A 26,848-nucleotide genomic window follows, 5' to 3' on the forward strand; every position below is an offset into this window, starting at 1 on the left:
CCGATGCATTGGCATTGTCAGTCGATACAATCGCATTGTTAGTCGATGCACTGGCATTGCAGACCAATGCAATCACATTGCAAGCCGATGCATTGGCATTGTCAGTCGATACAATCGCATTGTTAGTCGATGCACTGGCATTGCAGACCAATGCAATCACATTGCAAGCCGATGCATTGACATTGTAAGCCGATACAATCGCATTGCAGACTGATATATTAAATAAAATTACGAGTTGCGGATTACAATCCATTACCAATCAAAATAAACGATGCCCAATAGTAAGGATGACTGAGGCGATCACTGACATTTGATGGTAAGGCTTCTATTTCAATACTACTCCCACGTTGTTTTCCATCAGTATTTTTGCTAGTATTAATCAAAGCTATTTGAGCCTGTCTTAAAGCTTCGGCTTTAGTTATATTTCCTTGTTTGAGCTTGGCGTAAAATACATCCATTAAAGCTTGAGTACCACCATCATTAACTGACCAGAGAGAAGCGATCGCAGCTCTTGCACCAGCATTTTGCATCAAGTAGCCAAATCCTAAAATCTCTTCGCCATTGCCTAATGTTCCGCCTAATCCTGTTTCACAACCACTCAACACGACTAAATCAACGTTAGTTAAAAACCAGGTGTTTTGAATATCTCGCAGAGTTACTCTATCGCCATTCCCAAATAAAATAAATGAATCTTCTGGTAAACCAGGAACAAAAGCGGCATGAGTCGCAAAATGCACCACCGAGTTTTGATTCATTTGGGGAATTGTGGCTATTGTGCTAAAGTCTTTATCTAACAGTTTCGTTGTACCAGGAATAGCTGTTTCTAAGTCGGCGACTTCTTTACCAGCAAAGGGTAGTCCAGACAAGTTGAAGTGCTGCTTGCCTAATTGAAATTCATAATGCCCTTGGGTGAAAGCACCTGCCAAAACTTTTAGATGTGGTTGCGGTTTTGTAGTAAAGTCAGTTAAGGATGCAGCCGTAATATTATTTACCCGCAAACGTTCTACTAACCATTGTTTACCATCGTAGAGAGCTGCTAAAGGAATGTAACGCAGTTGCCCATCGGGAGCATAAATAATAGTTTTGGCATCTGCCTTTTGCAAATCATTTTCTAAAGGTTTGATTAACCAGTCATATAGTTGTTTTGCTGGTTTTTTCGCATCCATGTTAGGATTCTGCAAAGCACTGCGAAAGTTGACAATTGCTCGGTTCAAATCTTGCCGCTTGACAGCCACAGTGCGCCGGATGGGTGGCGAACCAGGTGTTGCTAAAATTAGTTCTAAACGGTCTTCGAGAATTAAAGGGTAAAGCAGGACAGCGTTTTGTTGTAATCGTTTGAGGTCGTCGGCAATATTTCTCAATCGTTGCAAACTGACGTTTTGGTCTTTAGCAGTTTGGCGTAATTGTTGCACACTGGCAACCACATCTGGACGACTGGTAAATTCTTCAAACAGTTTGACAATTTGCCCTTGCTTGGTTGTGAGTTCGGCAAAACGTTGTTTTTGTGCAGGTGTTTGTTGAGGATAGGGAATCTTTTGCAGTTCAGTAAGTTCCTTACCGATTTCAATCGCTTGATTTAAAACCTGATTGTAGCTGTCAGAAATTTTTTGTTCTGGTGGTAGATTATCTACTCCCTGTGCTGTCTGCTGATTACCCCGAACATTGCGGAGGTATTCTTGCAGCTCTTGTACTTTTAATAAATCTAAAACTTGCTGCGCTTCAAGTACGCGGTCTTTTTGTAGTAATAAATCAGCAAGACGGCGGTAGGTATAAGCGACGGTTTTTGTATATGATTCTTGTTGTTCTTTAGGTAATACTCCCAAATCTTGCCGAATCTTTTCTCTGATATTCACAGATTGCTTTAAGAAAACAATTGCTAGTTCAGGCTGTTTTTGTGCATCTAGGAGATAACCAATATTACTAAGGTTAGTACCTTCACTAGAGCGATCGCCGATTTGTTTAATAATGGCTAAAGCTTGCTGATAGTAATCCAAGGCTTTCGGGTACTGTCCCAGACTGAAGTAAATAAAGCCAATGTTGTTGAGGGTAGTGCCTTCACTAGAGCGATCGCCGATTTGTTTAATAATGGCTAAAGCTTGCTGATAGTACTCCAAGGCTTTCGGGTACTCTCCGAGACTGTCGTAAATTGCGCCAATGTTGTTGAGGGTAGTGCCAACACCTCTTGCATCGCCGATTTGTTTGCTAATGGCTAAAGCTTGCTGATAGTAATCCAAGGCTTTGGGATACTGTCCGAGACTGTCGTAAACTCCGCCAATGTTGTTGAGGCTATTGCCAATGCCAGAGCGATTGCCGATTTGTTTACGAATGGCTAAAGCTTGCTGATAGAACTCTAAGGCTTTGGGGTACTGTCCGAGACTGTCATAAACTCCGCCAATGTTGTTGAGAGTAGTTGAGTGATCGCCGATTTGTTTACGAATGGCTAAAGCTTGCTGATAGTACTCCAAGGCTTTGGGGTACTGTCCGAGACTAAAGTAAATTAAGCCAATGTTGTTGAGGGTTGTGCCTTCAGTTGAGCGATCGCCGATTTGTTTAGTAATGGCTAAAGCTTGCTGATAGTACTCCAAGGCTTTGGGGTACTGTCCGAGACTGTCGTAAATTCCGCCAATGTTGTTGAGGGTAGTGCCAACACCTCTTGCATCGCCGATTTGTTGACGAATGGCTAAAGCTTGCTGATAGTACTCCAAGGCTTTGGGGTACTGTCCTTGACTGTGGTAAATCAAGCCAATGTTGTTGAGGGTTTGTCCAACGCCGGAGCGATCGCCGATTTGTTTAATAATCGCTAAAGCTTGCTGATAGTACTCCAAGGCTTTGGGGTACTGTCCGAGACTGGAGTAAATAAAGCCAATGTTGTTGAGGGTTGTGCCTTCAGTTGAGCGATCGCCAATTTGTTTAAAAATGACTAAAGCTTGCTGCAAGTAATCCAAGGCTTTGGGGTACTGACTTAAATTAATGTAAGATAAGCCAATATTGTTGAGTGTTGTGGCTTCTTCAGTGCGATCTCCGATTTCTCTACGAATTACTAAAGCCTGCTGGTAAAATTCTATTGCTTGGGAAAACTTATCTTGATAATAGTAAACATCGCCAATATTGTAGAGAGTATTACCTTCACCTTTGCGGTCTTTAGCTTGTCTGTATAAAGCCAAAGCTTGCTCAAATGCCTTTAATGCTACTGAAAACTGGTTTTCCTCTAGTTTCTGTTTTCCTTCTGTTAGTAGTCTATCTGCCTCATCCTTCTGATTTTGGGCAGTTTGTGTCTGTGCCAAAGTCAAGTTTGCAACAGCTGCAACAGCTTTGAGTTCTCCTGTGACAGCAAACGACAACAGTAGAGTTACAAGCATGACTCTCAAGCGCTCAACACCACTTAGAAGCATATTGTCAACTTGATAATTTGATATATCCGCAAATTCTATGAAATAAATACATAATTTCGCTGAGAGTTCACGGAAATTTCTTAAATCAGCTTCTAATTCGGTATTTCTTGCTAAACCACATCATTAAAATATGGCTGCAAGGGATAAAAACAAACGTCAAATTCCGTGAAAAAATTGACGCTGAACTGATTGCTAATTATTTGGGTGCGATACGCTATGCCCCACTAGAAGCGATCGCGCTCAATCATCAGCATCGACTCCCAAGATTAATTAACCAGAAATTTTCTCTAGAGTCTGTTGATTTACCCGACGATTTTCCTCATACAGCCAACACACCCCGCTTTTTGTATGGCGATAGATTACGCTGGCTTGGTTCTAACACCGACTGGGGAATAGTTATTGGCAGATTTTACAGCTTTGCTCCCCATCTTTGCTGCTGGAGTTGGTGTTACTTAATTTGGTTAAGCAAAGACAGCCTCAGTGCAGCTTGGATATCTGCCGATATTGCTTGGGAAGAGGATTTAGAACCACTGGAAGGAGAGCCAGTGTTATGACTAATCCCCGTCGTCTACAAGCATGAGAGCAAAACCTGATTGATTTTTACAGCCATTGTCAACTAGGAATGACACCCAGTAAATTTTATGCCAAGTGGGATGTTAATCATGAAGCGATCGCCCGAATTTGCTCCCGTTCAGTTTCAACTGTCCGGCGCTGGTTTTCTAGAGGGCGCAACGCCGTCCCATGCCTTCCGATTTACGCCATCTTGCTCTGATGGATTTTCTACTAGAAGGCTTTGAGGGTATTCCTGAAGAACTCTTAAAAAAGGTCTGTTTCCGCGATCGGCATAAATAGGAATTGAAAAGTTAGCAAATTTCAATATCAACCTGACATTTCTTTACCAGCCACCCTCACACTAGGGTGGTTTTTGTCTAGGAAATTTTTGAACCAGAATTTGAGTTTTATTCAACCCAAATTAGCCAGCTAAATCACAAGATTGTCAGGAGAATATTATGACCTACGTCGAAAAGTTAAATCCTTGGTGTGTAGTCCGCCATTTTCCCACTATGCAACACCAAATTGTTGCCCGTTTTCGTCGCCGGAGTTACGCTGAGGCTCATTTACAAGCTCTGCGCCGACTCATACCAAGCGTGACTTTCACAATGATTTTCAGTCTGGGAATGGAGCAGTCAGACCAACTTGCCCCATAGATATCATTGACATCTTCCCAAAACGGTGACAAGACCGAAAACGATTGTAAACCTGCTCATAGCGACATAAATATCTCAGTAGCCACCCTACATAGTTATCTATTCAAATAGATAAGTGCTATTGGTAACTCTATATAACTTTTAACTGCATAGAGGGTTTGGTGATCGCCTCCCTATCTCACCACCCTTACCCAGTCCTGACGGTGAAGTTTACAGGTGGAGTTTTTCCCGCGCTGTAAATAGCTGATTGTATAGCTGATGAAGTAACCTTGCTGACAATTCACATCGTCAATCCTGCCCTTGATCCAGTCAATATTACAACTGTCAGGGTGCTTAAATTCGACGCCATCGCCTACTTTATATTCTGGTTGCGATTGGGACTGGGGTGTCATGACTGCACCCGTCGTAGCCATAACTTCCTGTGTCTCCTTATTAAACGATAGACATTCTATAGACGTAATTATAGACGGGCTATGTATTGTTGGATTGCTTGCTACATCAATACTTTCAAGATTCGATAGACCAAATAGACAGGAGTCGTCTATTGGTTGTCTATTCAATATTGTGGTGTGGGGTGTGTCGTCAGATATTGTATCTGAGTGTTTGAGGTCGTCTATTTTATCTATATTTTTGGGAACGCCTTGTATCGCAAGTGTTTCAAGAATAGACACCGTGTCTATAGTTTGTCTATTCTTATCTATTTTGTCTATTGAGTTTTGTAAAGATGTCCTAAACTCAATTTTTGAACCTTCACCCCTGATAATTCCATATCCAAGGTTAGAGGCTTGAATCATCCAATTCCGTGCCTCAACTGCTGATGGACGTTTGGCTCGTGTGGTATTTTTTTGCACATCTGATGCTTTAATCCATCCCTCTTCACCGGCCAACTGATTTCGTTTTGATAACTCGATTACTTTGAGTAGAAGCGGTGCAACACTGTCGCCATCATTAACGAAAGCATGAACCATCCGAACTTGACCAATATAGAACTTCATTAATGCGATCGCTCGATGCATCATATCAGATCCAATTACCTGTGATGGTATGCGTCCTTCTGCGAACTCATATAAGACGTGAAGGTTTAGAGCTAACCTACCAGCCAACCCTTCAGCTTTTGCATATACAGCCCTAAAACCGGATGTGGGGTATAAAACTCGTAACTGTTCTAGTCGGTTGTAAAATGGCTGATAAATTCTAAATGCCTCCTGACTTAACTTGTATTTTGTTAGGGGTAGATCAAAAACTTTCTCAAAATAACCCGTCATCACATCAGTGCAGTCAACCCCACACGGTACATCGTCTGGTAAGGTTGTAGGGATGTTGGGCTGGATTGCAAACAACCACCGTGACCAACTACCGTCAAGGTCATTGGTGTTCCCCATTATCTTTTTGATAATGTCTGGTTGGATGGTTCCTAAAATTGACAGGTAGATTCTAGGTACATCCACCTTGACTCCTCCAGCCCTCAGCACAGTTGCACCCGTGCCATCGTAGTAGCTGAGTAAATCCTGTTTATCACTACCTTTACCACCAAAATACTTATCTTGTGAGGCAAAATACCCAGCCAATTCATCACAGAGTAGGAATAAAGCCTTATCCGGTGCTTTCTGTGCCTGTGACTTGATGCTCTCCCCGGTTCCATCTGTGAAGTAAAAAATTGGTGGTTGTGCTGGTTCGGTTGGTTTAGGTTGCCTCGGTTTCACCCCTTTCTTCAGATTGGCGTTTTCCTCCTCCCATGCGTCTAATTCCGTTTGGTAATCTTTTAGATTCTGTAAATATTCATCAACTCTGGATTGTTTAAGACCGTTTAGGGGTAATTTGGCTGTAGCTCTAAAGATTGGGGATTTTTTGCTTCCACTTTCAGCTACGATTGCACTGTACAAAGTAGGAGGTACAGCAAAATTAAGGTTTTTATGTAAAATTACTTCTGTACCAACCTTGTGCAAAGACGACACTGATGTTAACAGAGAGGTTAAAACCACAGCGTGTCTGATCTTCTGCCATTCACAATACTGGGTTAGGGGTTTGGCTAAGGATTGCGGTAAGTAGTGAGCTAGGTTGATCGTTTGTTCGCTGGACTCTACCAGTCTCCGCAGCTCTTCAGTGTCGTTTAATAAGTTTTCAGCCTTGTCAAATTCATCTCCAGTTGCATCGAGTAGGCGCTTAAGTTCTGATGGTTGAAGTAGGGGGTAATTTTGGCGGGTTTGAATTTTGAATAATTCAAGCTCAGATTGACTTGCCTCAATAGCTAACAGTTTTGTGTATTCTGCCTTGATGCCCTCAACATCAATTCGCTGTATCCTTGCTGCGGGGTGAGCAATAAGATTTGATTTAGTGGCGATCGCCTGCGGTGTATATGATTGTCGTTTCTCTGGTACGATGTGACCTTTGGATTTTGCAATGTCTAGGGTGATTCTGAAAATCTTTTTAGTATCGCACCCACTATGACAGTGAAATTGTCCTGTAGCTTCGTTACAGCACTTACGGCAGCTATGAGGTACATCCTCAAAGCTGAAAGCTGTGAGAGAAGAGGGGCAAGAGGAAAACTGTATTGCATAATAGCCGGAAGCGCTGTAACGTGTAAACTGTCATAACTTTCACCACCATGAACAGGACATTTACAGGTTATCCAACCTTTGCGCCCCCCTGGTTTATATCCCTCCAGATATTGAGATAGCTTTCGCATATCAGCCCAATTTTCAGGCACGGGGGGATTGCCTTGTAATTCTGCTCTGTACAAAGGTATTAGGTTTCTTAATTGTTCAAAATTTGCTTCTACATCAATAAATATGAAATAGCTTTCAGCTTGAGAAGTTTTTGATCACCTTGCTTTATGGACATTGTTAGGCTTATGTATCCGTCCCAGAAAGCGATCAAAGTTATTACACCTTTTTACAACGTGGTGTGGTGCAGCCCACTAAAAGTTATCAATACAGTCAGTACAGTATTGAAGTGGTTATCCCCCATTAACTATGAATTATTTCTGGTGTATTTTTTCTGATTGGACGGTAGTGATCGCAAATAATTCTCTATTGCTCTTTGGTGTATCTCTGGCGCATTACGATTAGCTACCCAGTCCAATATTAACGGCAGATTATAGAGAAGAGAGCGAGAGTTCAACCTCTGCCAGTGAATTCCTTCCAGCCAAACACCAGAGAGTCGATATTTCTTGAAAGTAGAGTTTGATAGGCCTGTCTTTTGGCTTAGAGTTATTTTTGAGCAAAAATAGATGTCCATAAGTACCTTTAAACTACTATGGACACCATTGTTCGACAACACCCTCTGGAATGTAAAGGATGCCTAAAGTGTTAAGCTTCGTGAAGCTTCCATTTTGGTATAGTACCCTCAGTAATTACACCTTCAATACAATAGTGAGATTTCCGAGGACTCCTCAGCGCTGGATTACGAACCCTCTTAATACTGAAACGAGCCATAGCATCAATAATCTTTGAATGAATATCTAAGTGAGTTTTTATCTCATTTATCCCATGATCTGCGAGCGCATTAGCTATCGTAATTACGCGATCGAACCAAATTGCTTTGGCTGTATGTTTATCAATTAAATTCCAAAATTTTTCTTTCTCTACCATACATAATTCATTTTTGTACATTTTCCGCTTAAGTTTATTAATGTCATCAATTTCACTAGCATTGTATTGATAAATGTTCAAAAGATAACGGCTAAATTCTCCTTCTATTACTCCTCTAACAATTTCGCACATTAAATCTATATCTGATACAAAATAATAGTCCCAATTTTCCTCTAAATTCTTGATTATAAATTCACTATTGTGATGTATCAGGTGCCAAAGATTTTTATACAGTTCACCTTTTAGCCATTCATATTCATACTCTGAGAGATTAATTTCTTTTTTGCTAAGAGATTCCAAAAAAGGATCATCCTCTTTTCCTTTAGTGAACAGAAAGCATTTAGCAAGTTCAACACATGAATCTTTGTATCCTACCCAAATGTCCATAACTCCGTGACAAAGGTTTTTTCCTCCATCTAATAATTTTGGATTTGGTATCCCAGATATAAAAAATGCAATTTGCTCTTCTTCTGTTCCGTTAGGAGAACCAACTGAACAGTAGCAATACTCTACATCAGAAATTGAAAAATTTCCTCTTAGTGTTGTAGACAAATATTTGAGATAACAATACCTTCCTATGAACAGAGATTTTTCTTGTTCATTTGATTGATTTATCATTAATGAACTCCTCCTATGAAAGGTCAGGTGGTCTTAAATTTGTAAAGTTAGTAGCACCGTAGTGATTGTCAATCATCTTGGCGGATGTTCCCGTCCATCGCCCGATCGCTGTACTGTTAATATGTGATTCCACACACAAACTGATAAAGGTATGTCGTGTCTGGTAGCTTTTGCGATAGGGAACGCAGCATTTGGCTAACATAGACTTCCATGCACGATTAGAAAAGTTGTGATGGTCGATAAATTTTCCTTTTGGACTGGTAAAAATTAATGCTTCAGCATTAGGTTCTATAGGCCTAATCTCATCCAAAATCGCTTTTAGTTCCGAATTAATTGGGAAATCTCGCTTTCTTTGTGTTTTCAGTCCCTCTTTTAACACTAAGCCGTCTTCAGAGACAACAACTGATTCCCGGAACTGAACCACATTATTAGTGATGTGTTTCCACTTCAAACCGATTGCCTCAGATGGTCTACATCCTGTAAAGAAAAGGAAGCGGACATAGTGAGTGTAGTGGCTGTAATGGCGATCGCTAGCAAAAGTACGAATAATTAAATCTCTTTCTTCTTTACTGAAAGGATTAACATCTTGTTCTTCAGTAGCACCTTTGGGTGTTTTGATTTTCATCGCAGCAAAAGGGTTCGTGTCGATTAACCCCTCTTCCATTGCCCAATTACAACAAGCTTTGAACTGAATTAGACAACGTTTAGCAGCATCTGGAGTTAAATTGGCTAAAAGATAATCTCGAATAGCAGATGCTTCATCTAGCGATCGCGTTGGTAACTTAGCAATGTGATTCCGATGCTTGGCAAAATCTTTGACGTATGTACTAGGACTAATTTGCGGTTTCTTGAACTCGCTATACCTATCCCAAAGTTCATTTAAATTGGGTTTAGGCTTCTTGATGGATGTAACGGGTGTAATCGTACTTAAAGCAGATTGAGGTTGGTACTTCTCTAGAGTTAAGTCTAATCGCTCACAGAGTATATCTTTCTCAATCTCAGAGGCCTTAAGTTCAGCCAATTTACGGTTATTTGGGGTATCTGCTAAACCAGTAGAGATGTAATAACGCTTGCCCCTATATCTGAACCGTAACTGCAATCGCTCATTAGAGTTAAGGATAGAGACAGAACCTTTAGATGCCCGCCCTGTAGGAGTTTTGGAGAACATAGCTTTATTAAGGTGTAATTACTCCTCTACTCTATCTCTTTTACACCCACTTTACACCCGTTTTTTGTCTAAAGGTATCCAAAAATGTCCAAAATTTATCTTGAATTTAGTACGCTAGCTCTCTATTAGTTAGCACTTAATAAACTGAAAACCCTTGAGGCTATTGAGTTTCAAGGGTTTTTGTAAATGCCAGGAACCGGACTTGAACCGGTGACACGAGGATTTTCAGTCCTCTGCTCTACCAACTGAGCTATCCCGGCTGGGGCTTTTGTGAGCCACGATTAATAAATGTAGCAAACATCTCAGAATATAGCAAGCCCTTGGAGAAAAAAGATTTATGCAGCTTTCAAATTCAACTTAAACCAGATGAAAACGGCAATAAATAGCAGGAATTGGACAAGAACAATACTTGGGCCAGAAGCAAAGTTGAAAATACCTGAGACAATAATGCCAGCAATGCTGCTCATGGAACCAACTATCACGGACATGATTAGAAAGCGGCTAAAGTGGTGACTCATCAGTTTGGCGGTGGAGGCGGGAATAACCAAAAAGGCGTTCACCAGTAAAACGCCGACAGCTTTAATCGCTACAGCAACGGCGAGTGAAAGCAAAACTACAAAGATGTAGCGGTACAATTGGACGGGAACCCCTTGAACTTGAGCTACATCGGGGTTAAGGGTCAACAAAATTTGCTGACGCATGGTTGATAGTAAAAATATGCTACCTCCTACAAGTACTAGCAGCGTCAAAATCAAATCCGTGGTATCGATCGCTAGAATATCGCCGAACAGCACAGCCATCAAGTTGCCACGATATCCTTTAATTAGACTCGTGAGAATCACACCGATCGCTAATGCCCCAGATAGTACTATACTAAGGACGCTATCGCTACCTAAGTCGGTTTTATCGATGAAGTAGAGGACAATAATCCCGAAAACTAAGGTAAAAGGTAATAGCATCCAAGTAGGATTTATTTGTAGCAGCACACCTAACGCCACCCCTACTAACGCTGCATGACCAACGGCGTGGCTAAAAAAAGACAACTGGCGCAAGGTGACAAAACTACCCAACATCCCGCCAAGTATTCCCATTAACACAGCACCGACGATCGCACGCTGCATAAAGGGAAATTCTAGCAACTTTATCAAGTCATTACTACTAGCGATCGCTAGCCTTGCTATCTGACAATCATTGAAAAAATAATCCATACTTATGGGCATTAATGTTGGTGCTGGTAACGACTAAAACCTGGGCCGTATGTTGCTAACAGATTTTGCGGTGAAAGAGCAATTTCCGGCTTACCAGTACAAACAATGCTTTGGTTGAGGCAAAGCACGCGATCGCAATGGCGATTTACCATATCAATATCATGGGAAACTTGCAATATCGTCCAACCCTCCTCCCGCTTTAACTCATTTAGTAAAGCGTAAAAATCTGCTGAACCTTGGACATCAACGCCAGCAAAGGCTTCATCGAGTACCAACAGTTTTCGAGGCATTACTAAACAATAAGCCAACAACACCCGCTTAAGTTGACCACCGCTAAGAGTACCAATAGCTTGATGCTGTAAATGATAAGCATCAGTTCGCCGTAAAGCTTCTACTACTGCGGCTGATTTTTCTCTGTCTTGTCTCCACAGCTTGGAGAAAAATATATCTCCCTTTTTACCTTCCTTGGCCCATCCTAGTCCGACTAATTCGCTGACAGAAATAGGAAAGCCTCGATCAAAGATGAAATTTTGCGGCATATAGCCCAAAAAATCACGTAAGCGTCCCAGCCTTGCAATTGGGCGACCAAATATTTCAATCGTACCAGCACTTCGAGGGATCAAATCTAAAACTGCTTTTACCAAGGTACTTTTGCCAGCACCATTAGGGCCAACAATGGCTGTATCTGTTCCTGGTAACAATTCAAAGGAAACATCTCGAACAGCCAGATAGCTGCCTTGATAGACAGTTAATCCTTCCACTTTCAAAATAGCAATGTTATTGGGCATTGGGAATTGGGAATTGGGAATTGGGAATTTGCGAAGGACAGAGGACAAAGAACAAATGACAAACCTATTTACATGAAGTTTCTAGAATTTGTAAGTTAGCTTTCATCGCCTTGAAGTAATGTTGTGGATCTGTTTCGCCAGTTTCTAGGGAATCTAGAGGATGCAAAGTTAATTTCAAGTCTTTCGATAAGCTAGTTAGAAGTTTGTTGTCTACTCCTGGTTCACTGAACAAAGCTTTAACTTTGTACTTTTTCACAGCACTGACTGCATTTTGCACATCAGTAGGTGAAAGTTGATCTTCGGGAATTTGTACCACAGCAACTTGCTTGAGGTTATAACGTTTAGCTAAATAGGGAAACGCATCATGAAAGGTAATAAAGGTGCAGTTAGGAGTTTTTTGTAAAGTCTGTTTAAATTCACTATTTAAACTTTCTAATTCTTTAATATAAGCCGCAGCATTTGCTTCATAAGTAGCTTTATTCGCAGGGTCGGCAGCAATTAATCCATCCCGAATATTTGTTACTTCTTGTTTTGCCAAAACGGGATCTAACCAAACATGAGGATTACCTTGGGCGTGGTCGTGGTCTTCTTCTTTGGCTGTTTTCACAATGGGGGAAATTTCATTTAAGGGTTTAATACCAATGCTTGCATCAATTTCAGCTAGTTTACTATTTTCGGCATTTTTGACAGTATTTTCCAGAAATCCCTCCAAACCTAAACCATTTTTTACTAACACATTCGCAGTGGCGATCGCTTTGACATTTTCTGGTGTCGCTTGGTATTCATGTACCTCCGTACCAGGTGGAACTAGAATTTCTACATCTGCCACATTCCCGGCTACTGCCTTAGTAAACAAATATATCGGCAAAAATGTCGTCACAACTTTAGTTTTTCCTCCCTGCGCTACTGGGGTGGATACAGTCCCCTGTGCTGGCGGCGACTGTTCTGCTATTGTTCCCTGATTCGGATTCGATTGGCTACAGCCAGCAATCATTGACAACGTTAGCAGAGTAATCATCGACAAGATGCTGCTTCTTTGTCTGCCTGTTATCAGCCCTCTATAATTCATCACCACGGTCTTTTCTCCTCAAAATGGATGCAAGTCTATGAGACTTATTCTAAATTCTAGACTATAATAATTCTCATTCTCATTCACAACACATGATATCATTCCCGGTTTCCTGTGTAATGAGTAATACGAAAATTTTGTCAAGTAGTACAGCCTCTGCAATTTAGTTTTCTCTGAATAATTAGGATTTCTTGACTTTTTTTGTTAAAAAGGTTGCTTATTCCTGATAAGATTGCTGACAAATATTTGCATGAAACACACGTTAAATAAACGTGCTTTGGGTGTGAATGGGAGATCAGTGTGAGGAGAAAAATGCAACAATTCTGTAAATATCTGCTAGTTAGTCCAGCAGTCTGCTGTGCAATGCTATTTGTAAATACTGCTGCATTTGCAAGTGAAATATCCAGTACTTCAGAAACTAATCAACCGCAGATTTTAGCTAGTCCAGACACACAAACTCAGATAACCGGGCAAGTTACTTCCGTATCTCAATTTTCTGATGTACAACCCACTGATTGGGCATTCCAAGCATTGCAGTCTTTGGTTGAGCGTTATGGCTGTATTGCTGGATACCCAAATAGCACTTATCGCGGTAATCGGGCATTAACTAGATATGAGTTTGCTGCTGGTTTGAATGCTTGTCTCGATCGCGTTAACGAACTAATTGCTACAGCTACAGGCGATTTAGTTACCAAACAAGATTTAGCCACATTACAAAAGCTGCAAACAGATTTTTCCGCAGAACTGACGACACTCCGAGGTCGTGTAGATGCAGTAGAAGGGAAAAGTGCTGAATTGGAGGCACATCAGTTTTCCACTACTACCAAATTGAATGGGGAAGTAGTAGTAGCGATCGCGAGTGTCGTAAGTGGAAATACAGTTAATGGGCAAAAAGTCAACCAAAATACTGTCCTTGGAGATCGGGTGCGTCTGAACCTCGACACCAGTTTTACTGGGCAAGATTTACTCAGAACACGGCTTCAAGCAACAAATCTAGACCCTTTCTCTAAAACTGCTACTTTTACACCAGAAGGTGACTTCCGATTTGCTGGTGGTAACAACAGTAATGGAGTTGTGATAGATGCGCTGTTGTATCAGTTCCCTCTCGGTAAGAAAACAGGAATCACCCTAGAAGCAAATGCAGGTGCAATTGATGATTTCACCAACACAGTCAATCCGTACCTAGATGGAGACGGTGGTAGCGGTGCTTTTTCCCATTTTGGGACTCGCAACCCAATTTATTATTTAGCCAATGGTGCTGGTATAGGAATCAAACACGAGTTCAGTGATAAGCTAGAACTAAGCTTGGGATATTTAGGAAATGATACTGCTAATCCTCAGCTAGGCTCTGGATTATTCAACGGTGCTTATGGTGCGATCGCGCAATTAACTGTTAAGCCTACTAATCAAATTACTGTTGGTTTGACTTACCTTAACGCTTACAAAAATACTTTTTTTGCCAATGGTAGTGGTGGTAGCAATAACGCTAATAATATATTAGAGAATGCTTCTAGTAACTCCTACGGCATAGAAGCATCCTTCCAACCTAGCTCAAAATTTGTGATTGGTGGTTGGGCTGGCTTGACTAAAGCTCGTATCCTTTCAAATACTCCTGGTGATGCTGAAATATGGAACTATGCAGTAACACTAGCTTTCCCGGATCTTGGTAAAGCAGGTAACATTGGAGGCATTATTGTGGGTATGGAACCTAAAGTTACCAGTGTGAGCAATTCTCTCAGCAATGCAGGTATCAACAAAGATCCCGATACATCCTATCATCTTGAGGCGTTCTACCAGTACAAGTTGACTGACAATATCACCATTACCCCAGGAGTCGTTTGGCTAACATCTCCAGATCATGATAATAACAACGATGATATTGTGATTGGCGCATTGAGAACCACATTTACTTTCTAATTGTTCAAAACATTCAAAAAAGACGCAAATTTATTTTTTGCGTCTTTTATTTTGTGTCTAATATAAAATCCGTTTATATCGGAATTATTCCTTTTCCTTCTCTCTCTGTGTCCTCAGCGTCTCTGCGGTTTTGTAATCATTCAAATATAGCGCTTCTGGGTTCAGGGTAATTTCTAAAATGTAGTGCTGTGTCTGACAATGGGATGCAACAAGACTGGAAAATTCTAACTCATTGGGACATTCCGAACCAAAATGAATCGAGAAGGTGTGAACTGGTGTTTTATAGAATTTTGCTACTAAAGCAGCGATCGCGCTAGAGTCCAAACCACCAGAAAGAAAACACCTACGCGATGGCGTACTTGGTGAACCAGCGCTGTAGGCGGGTTTCCCACCGTAGGCGACTGGTGAACCCGAAGGGCGGTTCGTTTAATAATTAAGTGCATCTTCATAGCAAATTGGACTAACTTTTAATCTTTAATTTATTCTCCAACCAGCCAATTGCAAAGTCAGCCAGTAATGCAATTACCGTCGCCGGAACTGCACCAGCTAAAATTAACTGATCGTTCACTACTGATATACCGCTAAAAATAAAGACTCCCAAACCACCAGCACCAATCGCGGCTGCAATGGTTGCAATACCAATAGCGATTACCGTTGCTACTCGCACACCTGCCAAAATTACTCCTATTGCCAAGGGAATCTCAACTTGTAATAACAATTGTCTATCAGTCATTCCCATACCTATACCAGCTTCCCGAATCGCTGGATCTACACTAGTAATACCTGTATAAGTGTTACGAATTATCGGCAGCAAAGAATATACAGTCAGAGCAATGATTGCTGGAACTGTACCAATTCCGCCAATTATAGGAATAGGAATGAGTAAGCCAAAAACTGCCAAACTCGGAATAGTTTGGAAAATATTCGCTATGCCAAGAATTGGTTGGCGAAGGGAAGTTTTCCGTGTAATTAAAATACCTAAAGGAATCCCTATAATTATGGCGATCGCAATAGCGATACCTACTAAAAATAGGTGTTCTAGAGTATGCTGAAGAATTTCTGGGGCATACTTAACGAGAAAGAAATTGTTCATAAATTGTCTTGAAAAGGACGCAGACATTGAAGAAAAGCTAGGCTTTCTGGGTGTTGCGATCGCATAAATTCATCTGTTGTCCCCAATACTACTAATTCTCCGCCATCCATTAAACCAATTCTCGATGCCAATACTAAAGCTTCTTGAATATCGTGGGTGACAAACACAACTGTTTTGCCTAACTCTTGCTGCAAACGCCGAAACTCTTGTTGCAATTCTAGGCGCGTAATCGGATCGAGTGCGCCAAAGGGTTCATCCATCAACAATACTGGCGGATCTGCTGCTAAAGCCCTGGCGACACCGACTCTTTGCCTTTGCCCGCCCGAAAGTTCGTGCGGGTAACGCCCTGCAAATTGTGCTGGTTCTAAACCCACTAATTTTAACAACTCATAAACCCGCGTTTTAATTTGTTTCGGTTGCCAACCTTCCAAAGCCGGCACTAAACCGACATTGCGTTCTACAGTGAAATGGGGAAATAAACCAATTTCTTGAATTACATAACCAATTTTTCGCCGCAGTTTAATTTCATCCCATTGAGTTGTGGGAATATTATCAAAAAAAACTTCGCCTTCTGTAGGTGTAAATAGGCGATTAATTAACTTCATTGTTGTAGTTTTGCCGCTACCACTGCGTCCAAGTAATACCAGTGCTTCTCCTTGGCGGATGGTAAAATTGAGATTTGATACTAAGGGGCGATGATTGCGGCTAAAAGTCACATCGCGGAATTCGACAGCAGTTTTTTGATTACTTTGCGGCATTAGTGGCTTTTAGTGGACGCTAGCTATATGTATTGTATTATCTGCTGATTTTGCTAGTGTGCTAACATCCAATTTTACGATTTTAGTATATTAGGACTTACGCATTGACAGAAAATAATAAATATATATCCCGGAAAAACCATATTTCTCGTAGGGGTTTAGCATTGCTAAACCCCTACTCCACGGTTAAGTTATCGGTAAATATATAATTAGTCAAAGTCTGAAACAAGCTATTTCGGTGAAATCATACTATGACTAATTTGTACAGTGCGTAAGTCCTATATATGTAAAAATCCGGTTTGATTTATAAAAAGATCCGTAGGGTGCGTTATGGCGCTAGCCTAACGCACCCTACTATGCTTTTATGCAGTTTTAGCATTTTCATCTAATGCTTGTTCTACAACATTTTTTAAGCGGCTCGACCTAACTTTGCGGGCGCGATCGCTATTGCGAACACCACCCGCCATCTCATACTCACGGCTGTCTTTACCGTATTTGATCGCAACCACCATCAGCATCTTTTCAGAAAGCTGACTTAAGTCTTTCTCCATCTCATCAATTTCAGTTTTAGAAGAGTCAACTACAGAAAGAGCAGTATTATAAACATCAATTTTGTTTCGCAACTCATCGATTGACTCAATTAGTTTTTCCAGATTATAATCTTCATTAAATTTAATGTTTGGAACAATCGATTTCATTCCAGCCGATCTTAATTGAGCTTTTTCTAAAATACGCGATGTACGTTTTGAACGAGGCATAAGATTTTCCTTTAAGATGCTAATATACCTAGCTTGCCTTAATTAAAGGGTCTTCCGGTTCAGCAGAATTCGCAATTTCCCCTGATAAAATTTTCAGTTTATATCGGTAATTTTTCGGTTCTCCCAGAAGCCGCTCCGCGTCTAGGAGACACAGTGCAAGAAACAATACGTCAAAAGTTTAAATCCCTTGAATTGATTTATGGGGATTTAAGTAGGTAGGCATAATTAAATATAAGATCAAACTTCACCCTCAATCCCTCTCCTTACTAGGGCTACGGTGTACACACAAGTCTGAAAATAGCTTAAGGACTAGGTTTTACCCTACCCTAACCCTCCCCTTTCTAAGGGGCTACGGTGTACACACAAATCTTTGAGAGTGGCCTCATAGGCTTTTGATCCCCCCAACCCCCCGATAAATTGGGGGGCAAAAGTCTCTTAAAGTTCCCCCAAATTATCGGGGGATTTAGGGGGATCTCCAACGATTTTGGGTTTGTACAAAGATGTGTGTACACCGTAGCCCTTTATAAGGGGCGATTAAGGGGGGTAATACGACTTCTGTGTACACTGTAGGCTTACTAACGAAAGGGAAGCCGGAGGCAGGGTGAACACCTTTTTCCTGTCAGAAAGCGGAAATTCAAAGCCTCCCGTTGTGAGTGAAGTCGCTCCCGTCGTGAGTGAAGTCGCTCCCGTCGTGAGTGAAGTCGCTCCCGTCGTGAGTGGAGTCGCTCCCGTTGTGAGTGGAGTCGCTCCTGTCGTGAGTGGAGTCGCTCCCGTTGTGAGTGGAGTCGCTCCCGTCGTGAGTGGAGTCGCTCCCGTCGTGAGTGGAGTCGCTCCCGTCGTGAGTGGAGTCGCTCCCGTTGTGAGTGGAGTCGCTCCCGTCGTGAGTGGAGTCGCTCCCGTCGTGAGTGGAGTCGCTCCCGTTGTGAGTGATGCGTAAACGCAAAGCGATTTGTTGCTAGAAATTGCTGCGTAGACAGAAAAATAATAGGCGATCGCAAGCGTTTTTGATTCAGATGCTGTATAAGATTATATTGCCAGGTGTAGGACACGGCAGCGCCCATTGGTGTCAACTTAATGTGAAACCCTTGTGAAAACTGGATATTGAGTTCACTTATCGCTCACTTACTATCACAATCGGCGTTACCCCACCCTAACCCTCCCCTTATAAAGGCTACGGTATACACACAAGTCTTTGAGAGTGGCCTCATAGGCTTTTGATCCCCCCAACCCCCCGATAAATTGGGGGGCGGAAGTCTCTTAAAGTCCCTCAATTTATCGGGGGATTTAGGGGGATCTCCAACAATTTTGGGTTTGTACAGAGATGTGTGTACACCATAGCCTTACTAAGGAGAGGGAACCGAAAATATCATTTCCCCTTTAAGCTTGCAGCGCGGTTCTTTAGGTAGTCTTTTTATAAAGGAGAGGGAACCGAAAATATCATTTCCCCCCTTTATAAGGGGGGATTAAGGGGGGTAAAAGGGCGTGATGTTAAGATACGCCATATTTCTTAAACCAAGTTAAAAGACGTTTCCAACCTTCTTTGGCTTCTTTTTCACGGTAGGAGGGGCGATAATCGGCAAAAAAAGCATGGGGTGCATCGGGGTAGACGATGATTTCAGATTTGCTGCTGCTGGATTTTAAGCGATCGCGCATTTGCTCTACTGTATCAAGAGGAATACCTGTATCTTTGCCGCCGTAGAGTCCGAGAATGGGAACTGTCAGTTTTGATGCAATATCGACGGGATACTTGGGCTGAAGTTTGGTAGCATCGCCTACGAGTCGCCCGTACCAAGCTACACCTGCCTTCACTTTGGGATTGTGTGCTGCATACAACCAGGTAATCCGTCCGCCCCAGCAAAAGCCTGTAATTGCTAATTTATTGGCATTCCCTTTGGCTGATTTCACAGCCCATTTTACCGTGGCATCGAGATCGGATAAGACTTGGGCATCTGGTACTTTGGCAACAATTGGGCGAATTTCGTCTATACTACTTAACTTAGTGACATCACCTTGACGGATAAATAATTCTGGTGCGATCGCCAAGTATCCCAACTGAGCAAAGCGACGAGTAATATCTTGAATATGCTCGTGTACACCAAAGATTTCTTGGATTACCAAGACAATTGGGAAGTTTTCACCAGTAGCAGGTACTGCTCTATAGGCAGGAATTTCGCCATCTTTGACGGGAATTTTCACCGCACCAGCTACCAACCCCTTAGCATCGGTGGTGGTGACTTGAGCAGAAATAGGTTGTACCGCTAAAGCAAAACCCGTCGCTAAGGTGGTTGTAGCGATAAATTTGCGGCGTGTTATTTCTTTCATCATCTTTACCTTAAATTGGCGGAAATTTTATTGTTGGTTATCAGTACAGGTGTACAACAAGAAATATTACAATTTATGAATCAGTTTACCGTATTATCGTAAATAAAAAGGTTTAAGACCCCAACCATAAAGGTAGCCCCAGTTTCAGTCGGGGTTTAAATCCCCGTTTGAAATTGTCTTTAATTTTGAATTTTGAATTTTGAATTGTTAACTGTCTGTTCTCAGCAAAAAGCTACACGTATGGCACATATAATTAATTTCTTGTGTCTCAAATGCGCGGAAGGGTAGGTGTACAATTTACCCAGCCCCAAAAAAATGCTTTTATCCCAGTTCCAGTAAGGCTTTCAACCCATTAGTCGTCTAATCTCATCCGCGCAATCTCTGAAATGCCGATCAAAAGACGATTTCAGCTTTTAAATTTTCCTGACACTCTTTCCAAACAAATTCTGTAATGCTATGATTGCTCTTAAGTCGCGCAACTGCACCTTGAAAACTAAATACAGCTTGGGTTTCAGCCTGCCGCTATTGCAATTCATCTAAATCCCTATTAGGGATTGAAACATCGTGCAAGCTACCCTGCTGCTACTTCTAGGTGAATTGCAATTCATCTAAATCCCTATTAGGGATTGAAACGAGGGATGCGTCCCCTTTCTCATTCCGTAGCTGCATATTGCAATTCATCTAAATCCCTATTAGGGATTGAAACCTTCTCTGCTGATGACAGGCATAGCCTTGCTGGAAGAATTGCAATTCATCTAAATCCCTATTAGGGATTGAAACTGAATCTTTGGGGTGATCGTGGGGGGTGATCGTTATTGCAATTCATCTAAATCCCTATTAGGGATTGAAACCGCGTCTATGAGTGTGAAGGTACACCGACCGACATTGCAATTCATCTAAATCCCTATTAGGGATTGAAACCTCACAGAATTAATTTTCTCATCCAAAACAGGAAAGATTGCAATTCATCTAAATCCCTATTAGGGATTGAAACTGCACCAGCATTAATTTTAGCTAAAAGATTGGCTGATTGCAATTCATCTAAATCCCTATTAGGGATTGAAACACTTGAATCAGAAATAGGAAACCCCGCAATCAAGCGGATTGCAATTCATCTAAATCCCTATTAGGGATTGAAACGCACTCCATGAACAATTAATGGCAAGCCAGGCGATCGCCATTGCAATTCATCTAAATCCCTATTAGGGATTGAAACAGTAGCCTTAGTTGAGGAAGGTGAACGCCGGGAATATTGCAATTCATCTAAATCCCTATTAGGGATTGAAACTTCTCGCTATTTCGCCACTAATCTTTCCGTTAGAATTGCAATTCATCTAAATCCCTATTAGGGATTGAAACACAGGGAAATTTGGCAAAAAAGTAGTAGCAGAATTGCAAATTGCAATTCATCTAAATCCCTATTAGGGATTGAAACTGCGATCGCAGGGACTTTGAAGTGCATCGCCATTGTGAATTGCAATTCATCTAAATCCCTATTAGGGATTGAAACCAATTAATTTACATTTTGCAGGTTAATCAAAACCAATTGCAATTCATCTAAATCCCTATTAGGGATTGAAACATGCCTCCTGACACTAAGGAATTTGTAGGATTTGATTGCAATTCATCTAAATCCCTATTAGGGATTGAAACCACTTTCAGCAGATTCAGCAGTTGCTTTTACATCACATTGCAATTCATCTAAATCCCTATTAGGGATTGAAACAGAAGTTGGAGTTGGAGTGGAATTGGGATTAGGAATTGCAATTCATCTAAATCCCTATTAGGGATTGAAACGAAGTAAGGGCAGAAGCATAAGCATAAGGAGAATCGAATTGCAATTCATCTAAATCCCTATTAGGGATTGAAACCCCAAGTCTCCATGCCCCGATATTTTCTGAATTGTATTGCAATTCATCTAAATCCCTATTAGGGATTGAAACACGCAAATAAATATCCCTGAAGCGAAAGTAACAGAGATTGCAATTCATCTAAATCCCTATTAGGGATTGAAACATTACCCCACCACCACCCACAAAAATAGAAAGGAAGGATTGCAATTCATCTAAATCCCTATTAGGGATTGAAACCTCTTCTCTTTCTCGTTCACAGCTTTCTTGGCATAAAATTGCAATTCATCTAAATCCCTATTAGGGATTGAAACTAAAGCAGCCAATGAAACTGCCCGCCAAAGTCTATTGCAATTCATCTAAATCCCTATTAGGGATTGAAACGCAGTGTCTAAAGTAGTAACCGCCCCATATCCGCATTGCAATTCATCTAAATCCCTATTAGGGATTGAAACGCGCAAACCAGAGAGCGAATAATCGTTCTAGGTTGGCGACCAAATTGCAATTCATCTAAATCCCTATTAGGGATTGAAACAAGGCTCGATGGGGAGAGTAAGCAATAAGTGATGAATTGCAATTCATCTAAATCCCTATTAGGGATTGAAACTCGCTTCAAGTTCCCAAATGGTTTATTAGCGCCAATTGCAATTCATCTAAATCCCTATTAGGGATTGAAACTATCCCTGCCATCGACCTTTATAGCCTATTACGATGAATTGCAATTCATCTAAATCCCTATTAGGGATTGAAACCAATTTCAATTCCTTCACCAATTCTTGCTAGCCAATTGCAATTCATCTAAATCCCTATTAGGGATTGAAACATAAGTATGACAGTTACAGATTTTATTACAGAAATAGATTGCAATTCATCTAAATCCCTATTAGGGATTGAAACAGATGAAACTTTTCGCGTAACTGCCACTCCCAGCATTGCAAATCGGGAAACCTGCCCAGACGACTGGCTCCCCTACGTATATTTAAAAAATCAAATATGAGTCCTATATTGCCATACCTTCATACATAATTTATTAGCAGACATCACCACTATTGAATCAAAATTATGCAAGATTGAACTTTGTTAGAAAGACTTTTTTGAAGCCCTTGCTCAACTTTGACAATCAGCTTGTCAAAAGCCTCTCTATCTGCTGTGAGTTGTTCTTGAATAACTTTCTCTAACTCCGGCTTTATCTGCTCACACATTTCCTCGATTTTTTTGTCACTTAAAAAACTAGAACGAACCCAACTAGGTACATCCACATTTGTCTTGATTACTTCTTGAACACTTTTGCGATTTAGCTCCATTCCTGCCGCCATAACCGAAGCCCCATATACTAATGCTATAGGCCAGGTTAAGTGTCCAGTTAAGATTAAAGTGATAATGCTAGCTACAGTACCTCCACCAATTACTACATTGACGATAAACGCCACTGTTTCAGCAAGGATCGCATCTCCAATTCGGAGTTCTGGGTTAACAAAATTTGGGTCAATGCTATCTTGAAACCTTAAGCTGCTTCTAGGTATCTGAAACTTTCGACATATTGGATCGGTTTGTGCAGCTAAATCTGGTTGTATTTTATTGCTAAACCAAAAAGCACATTGATTATTAATTATCTGCACAGCGAGTTCGCTTTTGAGCCACTGTTCTGCACGACCGATCAAAGATGTTTCCAAATCTGCCAAAGTTCGTATTTTGTTTTTTTGCCAATCTTTTAAACCTGGTTTAACTGCGTTGACAATCAAACCATCTGTCAAAGGCTTAGTTAGCGATTTGATTAACTCCGGGATATGCCTCTCAATCAAAGTTTTAAGCTGATTGGAAGTAAATAGTTTGTTGACTTCTTGCTTAAAAGCAGCAGCACGCAGATCCCATCTTCCGACTCGTGCTAAACCCAGTGCAATGCACCGTTCCGGTTCAGGATCGGGACGAAGTAGCGTTTCTGGTTCGGGAAACATTTCCTGACAAAGAATGTGCGTAAATTTCATTCGAGATGCACCGCCAGTCATCAGCACAAGTTTTGGCACAATTCCAAGTTTTTCTAACTTTTCTTGGGCTTCATTTAAAGACTCGTTAAAAGTTTGAATCCAACTCTGAAACCCCAATTCAGCTAAGGGTTGGTTTAAAATTTCCTCCATCAGCAATTTATTTACTTGGGGAATAAAATAAATCTGTTCGTTGATGGACTCGAACCCCCGCGCAAAGGATTCAGGATCGCTGTATAGCTGTTCATTAGAAAAGTAATCTTCTTTAGCTTTGCGACAAGCAAGTTCACAACGAGCTTGGTGATGAGGATATTCTTTAAATACTTTTTCGAGTAATGCTTTTTGTTCGTGGTTGGCGAGAGTCTGGGCAAAAATAGCCTTGTCAATTAGGGATGCACCTAAAGTATTACTCCCAAAATCTATGGGAATCTCTTCTAAGTTTTTAACTAGAGTAAAATCTGTGGTTGAAGAACCAATATCGACGATTAGCACCGATGCAACAAGTTTGTCATATTCCAGCCTCCCGGCTTCCTTAGCTTGCATGAAAGCAGCCCGCGATTCTGGGACAACATTTATTTGAGAAATGCCAGCTTCTTGGAGTAGCTTTTGGTATTCTATGCGATCGCTAACTGACCATCCTGAAGGGCAACCAATGTAAAAATAGCTACTTTCCCCACCTTCAATTTGTTTGCTTTCTTTCAAAAGGCGGTAGTAGGTTGCAACAAAAGTGCTAATTGTTTCCCGATATTTAGGATCGTTGTTGGGTTTTTGCTTGAAAGAAATTGTCAGTTGAGTAACACCAGCTTGAATTAATGCTTGTTCTCCAACCAGATAACCAAGTTTAGGATGCCAACCAAGAGCCGTAATTTGGTTCTTTTTGTTATTAATCTCCAGCATTTGGGGGGGTTCGATGCTTTCCACTACAGCTTTTGCTACAGCCGTCTCACCGTGTCCCAAATCAAAACCGATTGTTTCTAAAATTTCCATACCCTTATTGTCTATTATTCTCTAGAAGAGGAATATGCAGGCTCAATTACCCGACCGCGCCTGAGTAAGCGATCGCCTTTTAACAGAGCAGGAGTTAAAGTGACGTGATCTTTGGTATCGGGGTCGATGCTTGGCTCAAAGTCAAAATATTTGCGATCGCTATCAGGTTCATTTGGTCGGTAAACTTGAGCGTTAATTCCCTGAGACATTAAAATCTGTGGCAAAAGTTTTGCCAGTTCATAAGCCATTTGGGGTTTATCAAGTTTTGATGCGCCCATTAGCCTTTGCAGAAAATTTAATAGTTCTGGTAGTTCTTCTATTGCTAGATCGCCTTCATGTTTATTCGATTCTTCTACTCTAGCCACTGCTAGGTCAATCGTGTTCAGAGCATCGCCAAGGCAATGTAAAAATACTTTACTATCAACCCTAACAATCGGTTGAGGTAATTCTAATAGTTCTAAAGACATAGAATTTTGCTGCTTATTTAAGTCAAGTTGAAGCACAACTTCTAGCCCCAGAAGTATAAGGGTTAACAAGATTGCCATCCATGCACCTGGGGTATTTTTAGTTAGAGAGAACAACAAACTTAAAATACCTATATAAATGAGTCCCCGTAGCAATTTCAAGATTATTCTGCTAGGAAAAAACTTTGTACCTGGGTTCGTAATTTGTCTTTTTTCTGTGGGAAAAACTTGAGAATAGTTAGCCGCCGCGAGAGTGGCAATAGATTGTCGCAGTGTATCTAAAAAAAAGGAAGCTAGACGAACTTGAGCCAAATTAAGTTTTTCAATATAAATTCTTTCAAAACCATCGATTCGGTTTTGAACCAGCTTAACTGTCTCCTCAATATTGGTTGTGTTCTCAATATCTGTCTGAAGTTGGTTGCGTTCTTCGCTAAAAAGTGAAATTATTGTTTTCATTGCGTTGGCTAAGACTTGAAATTACTAATAGCAGTGAAATGAACAAACAACTGTTCTTCTCACACTGTAATCAAATGATGACCGAATAATTGATAATTATCTAAGAGGATGTTTGAAAAGTCCTATTTTTGGATCAAAAGTTTTAGATCCCCCTAAATCCACGCCACGTGCTTCAAGTCGGCAGAGCCGCCCAACGCAGTGGCTCCCCTTAAAAAGGGGGACTTTAATTCCGGTTCCCCCCTTTTTAAGGGGGGTTAGGGGGGATCGCTAAGTGTCTAATAATCACAGCAAAACACTTTTCAAACAACCTCTAAGTCCTATATGAATTAAGTTGATTGCAAATTACTATCTTAAAGAAGGAGAAGCAGAATGTTTATTTGCGTCATTGCAGACTACGGTACAGGAGATCCGGCATTTACAGAAGTTACCCAACGTCTGCTGATGGCTTTTCCTGATGCCCAAATTCATTTGCTTTCGGTTCCAGCATTCAGCACCTTGGCAACAGGATTCTGGATTGCCCAACTGGGACTTAACTCAGGCCCTAGCGATCGCTTAATTTATCACAATTGTGCGCCTCGCCAGGATGATCCCGAAGCCCGTCGAGACAATGAAGGTGAAGGGCTAACTTATGCCCTTTTATCCAATGGTGTAAAAGTAGTGGGTGTGAATGCAGGTTACACCCTTTCTTTTATCAAAGACTATACAAAGGAATTGCAAGTGGTTAACGTTTCTCGTGGTGGTTCGCAGTTTCGCTCACGAGATGTTTTTCCTCCGGCGGCAGAGGCCATTATGAATGAAGATTTTAGCGTTCTGGGAGATAACCTTAAGAGTGAGCAAATCCCAGATGTTCCACCAGATCGAATTGCCTGGATTGATGGCTACGGTAACATCAAAACAACTATTGGGGCGCATACGCTTAACTTGGAGCCTCAAAGCAAGATTGTGATTCGAATTGGAGATGTGGTGAGCGATGCAGTGTATTCTGATGGCAGCTTCAAAGTGTCTGAAGGAACTTTGGCCTTTGCTCCTGGGAGTTCCGGTTGGTCAAGAGGCGAATCAGCAGAGCCATTACGCTTTCTAGAATTGTTTCTGCGAGGAGGGAGTGCTTGGGAGCGCTTTGGCCGTCCCCGTGTGAATCAGCAAGTAACTCGAATTGCCTAAAAAAGCGTCATTTAAGGGATTTCTGAGAAATAATATCATGTCCGCCAAATTACCCATAA

The 26,848-nt window shown here is 41.3% G+C and carries 20 protein-coding genes, 1 tRNA gene, 2 pseudogenes and 1 CRISPR repeat array; of the genes and pseudogenes, 7 read left to right on the forward strand and 16 right to left on the reverse strand.

The window, feature by feature from the left end:
* A pseudogene (locus V7K38_RS12030) lies at nucleotides 1-188 on the forward strand (hypothetical protein); the annotation flags it as partial.
* Between the two features lie 54 nt (nucleotides 189-242).
* Here V7K38_RS12030 and V7K38_RS12035 read toward each other — a convergent pair.
* Nucleotides 243-3,392, reverse strand: a complete 3,150-nt coding sequence (locus V7K38_RS12035) for a CHAT domain-containing protein (protein ID WP_334858025.1) — start codon at nucleotides 3,390-3,392, stop codon at nucleotides 243-245.
* A gap of 107 nt (nucleotides 3,393-3,499) precedes the next feature.
* On the opposite strand from V7K38_RS12035, the gene V7K38_RS12040 reads away from it, so the two are divergent.
* From V7K38_RS12040 to V7K38_RS12050, 3 genes and pseudogenes are all read left to right on the forward strand, one after another.
* Nucleotides 3,500-3,946: a hypothetical protein gene (locus V7K38_RS12040; RefSeq protein ID WP_334858026.1), complete on the forward strand. Its 447-nt coding sequence runs from the start codon at nucleotides 3,500-3,502 to the stop codon at nucleotides 3,944-3,946.
* Nucleotides 3,947-3,981: 35 nt separating this feature from the next.
* Nucleotides 3,982-4,244 (forward strand): annotated as a pseudogene (locus tag V7K38_RS12045) (helix-turn-helix domain-containing protein).
* A 158-nt stretch (nucleotides 4,245-4,402) separates the two neighbouring features.
* Nucleotides 4,403-4,600, forward strand: a complete 198-nt coding sequence (locus V7K38_RS12050) for a hypothetical protein (RefSeq protein WP_334858028.1) — start codon at nucleotides 4,403-4,405, stop codon at nucleotides 4,598-4,600.
* Between the two features lie 173 nt (nucleotides 4,601-4,773).
* On the opposite strand, the gene V7K38_RS12055 is transcribed toward V7K38_RS12050, so the two are convergent.
* The 7 genes from V7K38_RS12055 to V7K38_RS12085 all read right to left on the reverse strand — a co-directional run bounded on the left by V7K38_RS12055 (nucleotide 4,774) and on the right by V7K38_RS12085 (nucleotide 13,041).
* Complete coding sequence (locus V7K38_RS12055) at nucleotides 4,774-6,582, reverse strand: DUF3987 domain-containing protein (RefSeq protein ID WP_334858029.1); 1,809 nt, start codon at nucleotides 6,580-6,582, stop codon at nucleotides 4,774-4,776.
* 1,326 nt (nucleotides 6,583-7,908) lie between these two features.
* Entirely contained in the window at nucleotides 7,909-8,808 is a 900-nt protein-coding gene (locus tag V7K38_RS12060; RefSeq protein WP_334858031.1) for a hypothetical protein, read from the reverse strand.
* Nucleotides 8,809-8,821: 13 nt separating this feature from the next.
* Nucleotides 8,822-9,976, reverse strand: coding sequence for an Arm DNA-binding domain-containing protein (locus tag V7K38_RS12065; RefSeq protein ID WP_334858033.1), 1,155 nt, complete (start codon nucleotides 9,974-9,976; stop codon nucleotides 8,822-8,824).
* A 187-nt stretch (nucleotides 9,977-10,163) separates the two neighbouring features.
* Nucleotides 10,164-10,236 (reverse strand) — tRNA-Phe (locus V7K38_RS12070).
* Nucleotides 10,237-10,311: 75 nt separating this feature from the next.
* Nucleotides 10,312-11,184: a metal ABC transporter permease gene (locus V7K38_RS12075; protein WP_334858094.1), complete on the reverse strand. Its 873-nt coding sequence runs from the start codon at nucleotides 11,182-11,184 to the stop codon at nucleotides 10,312-10,314.
* Nucleotides 11,185-11,195: 11 nt separating this feature from the next.
* The gene (locus V7K38_RS12080; protein WP_334858035.1) at nucleotides 11,196-11,972 is read right to left on the reverse strand and encodes a metal ABC transporter ATP-binding protein; all 777 of its coding nucleotides are present in this window, start codon (nucleotides 11,970-11,972) and stop codon (nucleotides 11,196-11,198) included.
* 64 nt (nucleotides 11,973-12,036) lie between these two features.
* Entirely contained in the window at nucleotides 12,037-13,041 is a 1,005-nt protein-coding gene (locus V7K38_RS12085) for a metal ABC transporter substrate-binding protein (protein ID WP_334858096.1), read from the reverse strand.
* 312 nt (nucleotides 13,042-13,353) lie between these two features.
* Between V7K38_RS12085 and V7K38_RS12090 the strand changes: the two genes are divergently transcribed.
* The gene (locus V7K38_RS12090) at nucleotides 13,354-14,958 is read left to right on the forward strand and encodes an iron uptake porin (protein ID WP_334858037.1); all 1,605 of its coding nucleotides are present in this window, start codon (nucleotides 13,354-13,356) and stop codon (nucleotides 14,956-14,958) included.
* Between the two features lie 84 nt (nucleotides 14,959-15,042).
* On the opposite strand, the gene V7K38_RS12095 is transcribed toward V7K38_RS12090, so the two are convergent.
* The 5 genes from V7K38_RS12095 to V7K38_RS12115 form a co-directional block, all read right to left on the reverse strand.
* Nucleotides 15,043-15,282 (reverse strand): asparagine synthase-related protein, encoded by a 240-nt coding sequence (locus V7K38_RS12095; RefSeq protein ID WP_442940765.1) that lies wholly within the window; start codon nucleotides 15,280-15,282, stop codon nucleotides 15,043-15,045.
* Nucleotides 15,255-15,407, reverse strand: a complete 153-nt coding sequence (locus V7K38_RS12100) for a hypothetical protein (RefSeq protein WP_334858038.1) — start codon at nucleotides 15,405-15,407, stop codon at nucleotides 15,255-15,257. Before V7K38_RS12100 ends, V7K38_RS12095 begins: the two co-directional genes overlap by 28 nt.
* Nucleotides 15,408-15,418: 11 nt before the next feature.
* Nucleotides 15,419-16,051, reverse strand: a complete 633-nt coding sequence (locus tag V7K38_RS12105; RefSeq protein ID WP_334858039.1) for an ABC transporter permease — start codon at nucleotides 16,049-16,051, stop codon at nucleotides 15,419-15,421.
* Nucleotides 16,048-16,809 carry an ATP-binding cassette domain-containing protein gene (locus V7K38_RS12110; protein WP_334858040.1) on the reverse strand — a complete coding sequence of 254 codons (762 nt, stop codon included), beginning with the start codon at nucleotides 16,807-16,809 and terminating at the stop codon, nucleotides 16,048-16,050. The genes V7K38_RS12105 and V7K38_RS12110 overlap by 4 nt, the downstream gene beginning before the upstream one ends.
* Before the next feature lie 362 nt (nucleotides 16,810-17,171).
* Complete coding sequence (locus V7K38_RS12115) at nucleotides 17,172-17,567, reverse strand: hypothetical protein (RefSeq protein WP_334858041.1); 396 nt, start codon at nucleotides 17,565-17,567, stop codon at nucleotides 17,172-17,174.
* 649 nt (nucleotides 17,568-18,216) lie between these two features.
* Between V7K38_RS12115 and V7K38_RS12120 the strand changes: the two genes are divergently transcribed.
* Entirely contained in the window at nucleotides 18,217-18,504 is a 288-nt protein-coding gene (locus V7K38_RS12120) for a hypothetical protein (RefSeq protein ID WP_334858042.1), read from the forward strand.
* Nucleotides 18,505-19,055: 551 nt separating this feature from the next.
* On the opposite strand, the gene V7K38_RS12125 is transcribed toward V7K38_RS12120, so the two are convergent.
* The 3 genes from V7K38_RS12125 to V7K38_RS12135 all read right to left on the reverse strand — a co-directional run bounded on the left by V7K38_RS12125 (nucleotide 19,056) and on the right by V7K38_RS12135 (nucleotide 25,628).
* On the reverse strand, nucleotides 19,056-19,889 hold the full coding sequence (locus tag V7K38_RS12125; RefSeq protein ID WP_334858098.1) for a dienelactone hydrolase family protein: 834 nt from the start codon (nucleotides 19,887-19,889) through the stop codon (nucleotides 19,056-19,058).
* Between the two features lie 524 nt (nucleotides 19,890-20,413).
* Nucleotides 20,414-22,636: a CRISPR direct-repeat array (repeat unit 37 nt; unit sequence ATTGCAATTCATCTAAATCCCTATTAGGGATTGAAAC).
* Between the two features lie 149 nt (nucleotides 22,637-22,785).
* Entirely contained in the window at nucleotides 22,786-24,708 is a 1,923-nt protein-coding gene (locus tag V7K38_RS12130) for an Hsp70 family protein (protein WP_334858043.1), read from the reverse strand.
* Nucleotides 24,709-24,722: 14 nt separating this feature from the next.
* A complete protein-coding gene (locus V7K38_RS12135) occupies nucleotides 24,723-25,628 on the reverse strand; it encodes a hypothetical protein (protein ID WP_334858044.1) in 906 nt (301 codons plus the stop codon).
* A 369-nt stretch (nucleotides 25,629-25,997) separates the two neighbouring features.
* Between V7K38_RS12135 and V7K38_RS12140 the strand changes: the two genes are divergently transcribed.
* Nucleotides 25,998-26,789: an SAM hydrolase/SAM-dependent halogenase family protein gene (locus V7K38_RS12140; RefSeq protein ID WP_334858045.1), complete on the forward strand. Its 792-nt coding sequence runs from the start codon at nucleotides 25,998-26,000 to the stop codon at nucleotides 26,787-26,789.
* Nucleotides 26,790-26,848: the final 59 nt, after the last annotated feature.

It is taken from the genome of Nostoc sp., assembly GCF_036917465.1.
GTDB lineage: Bacteria > Cyanobacteriota > Cyanobacteriia > Cyanobacteriales > Nostocaceae > Nostoc.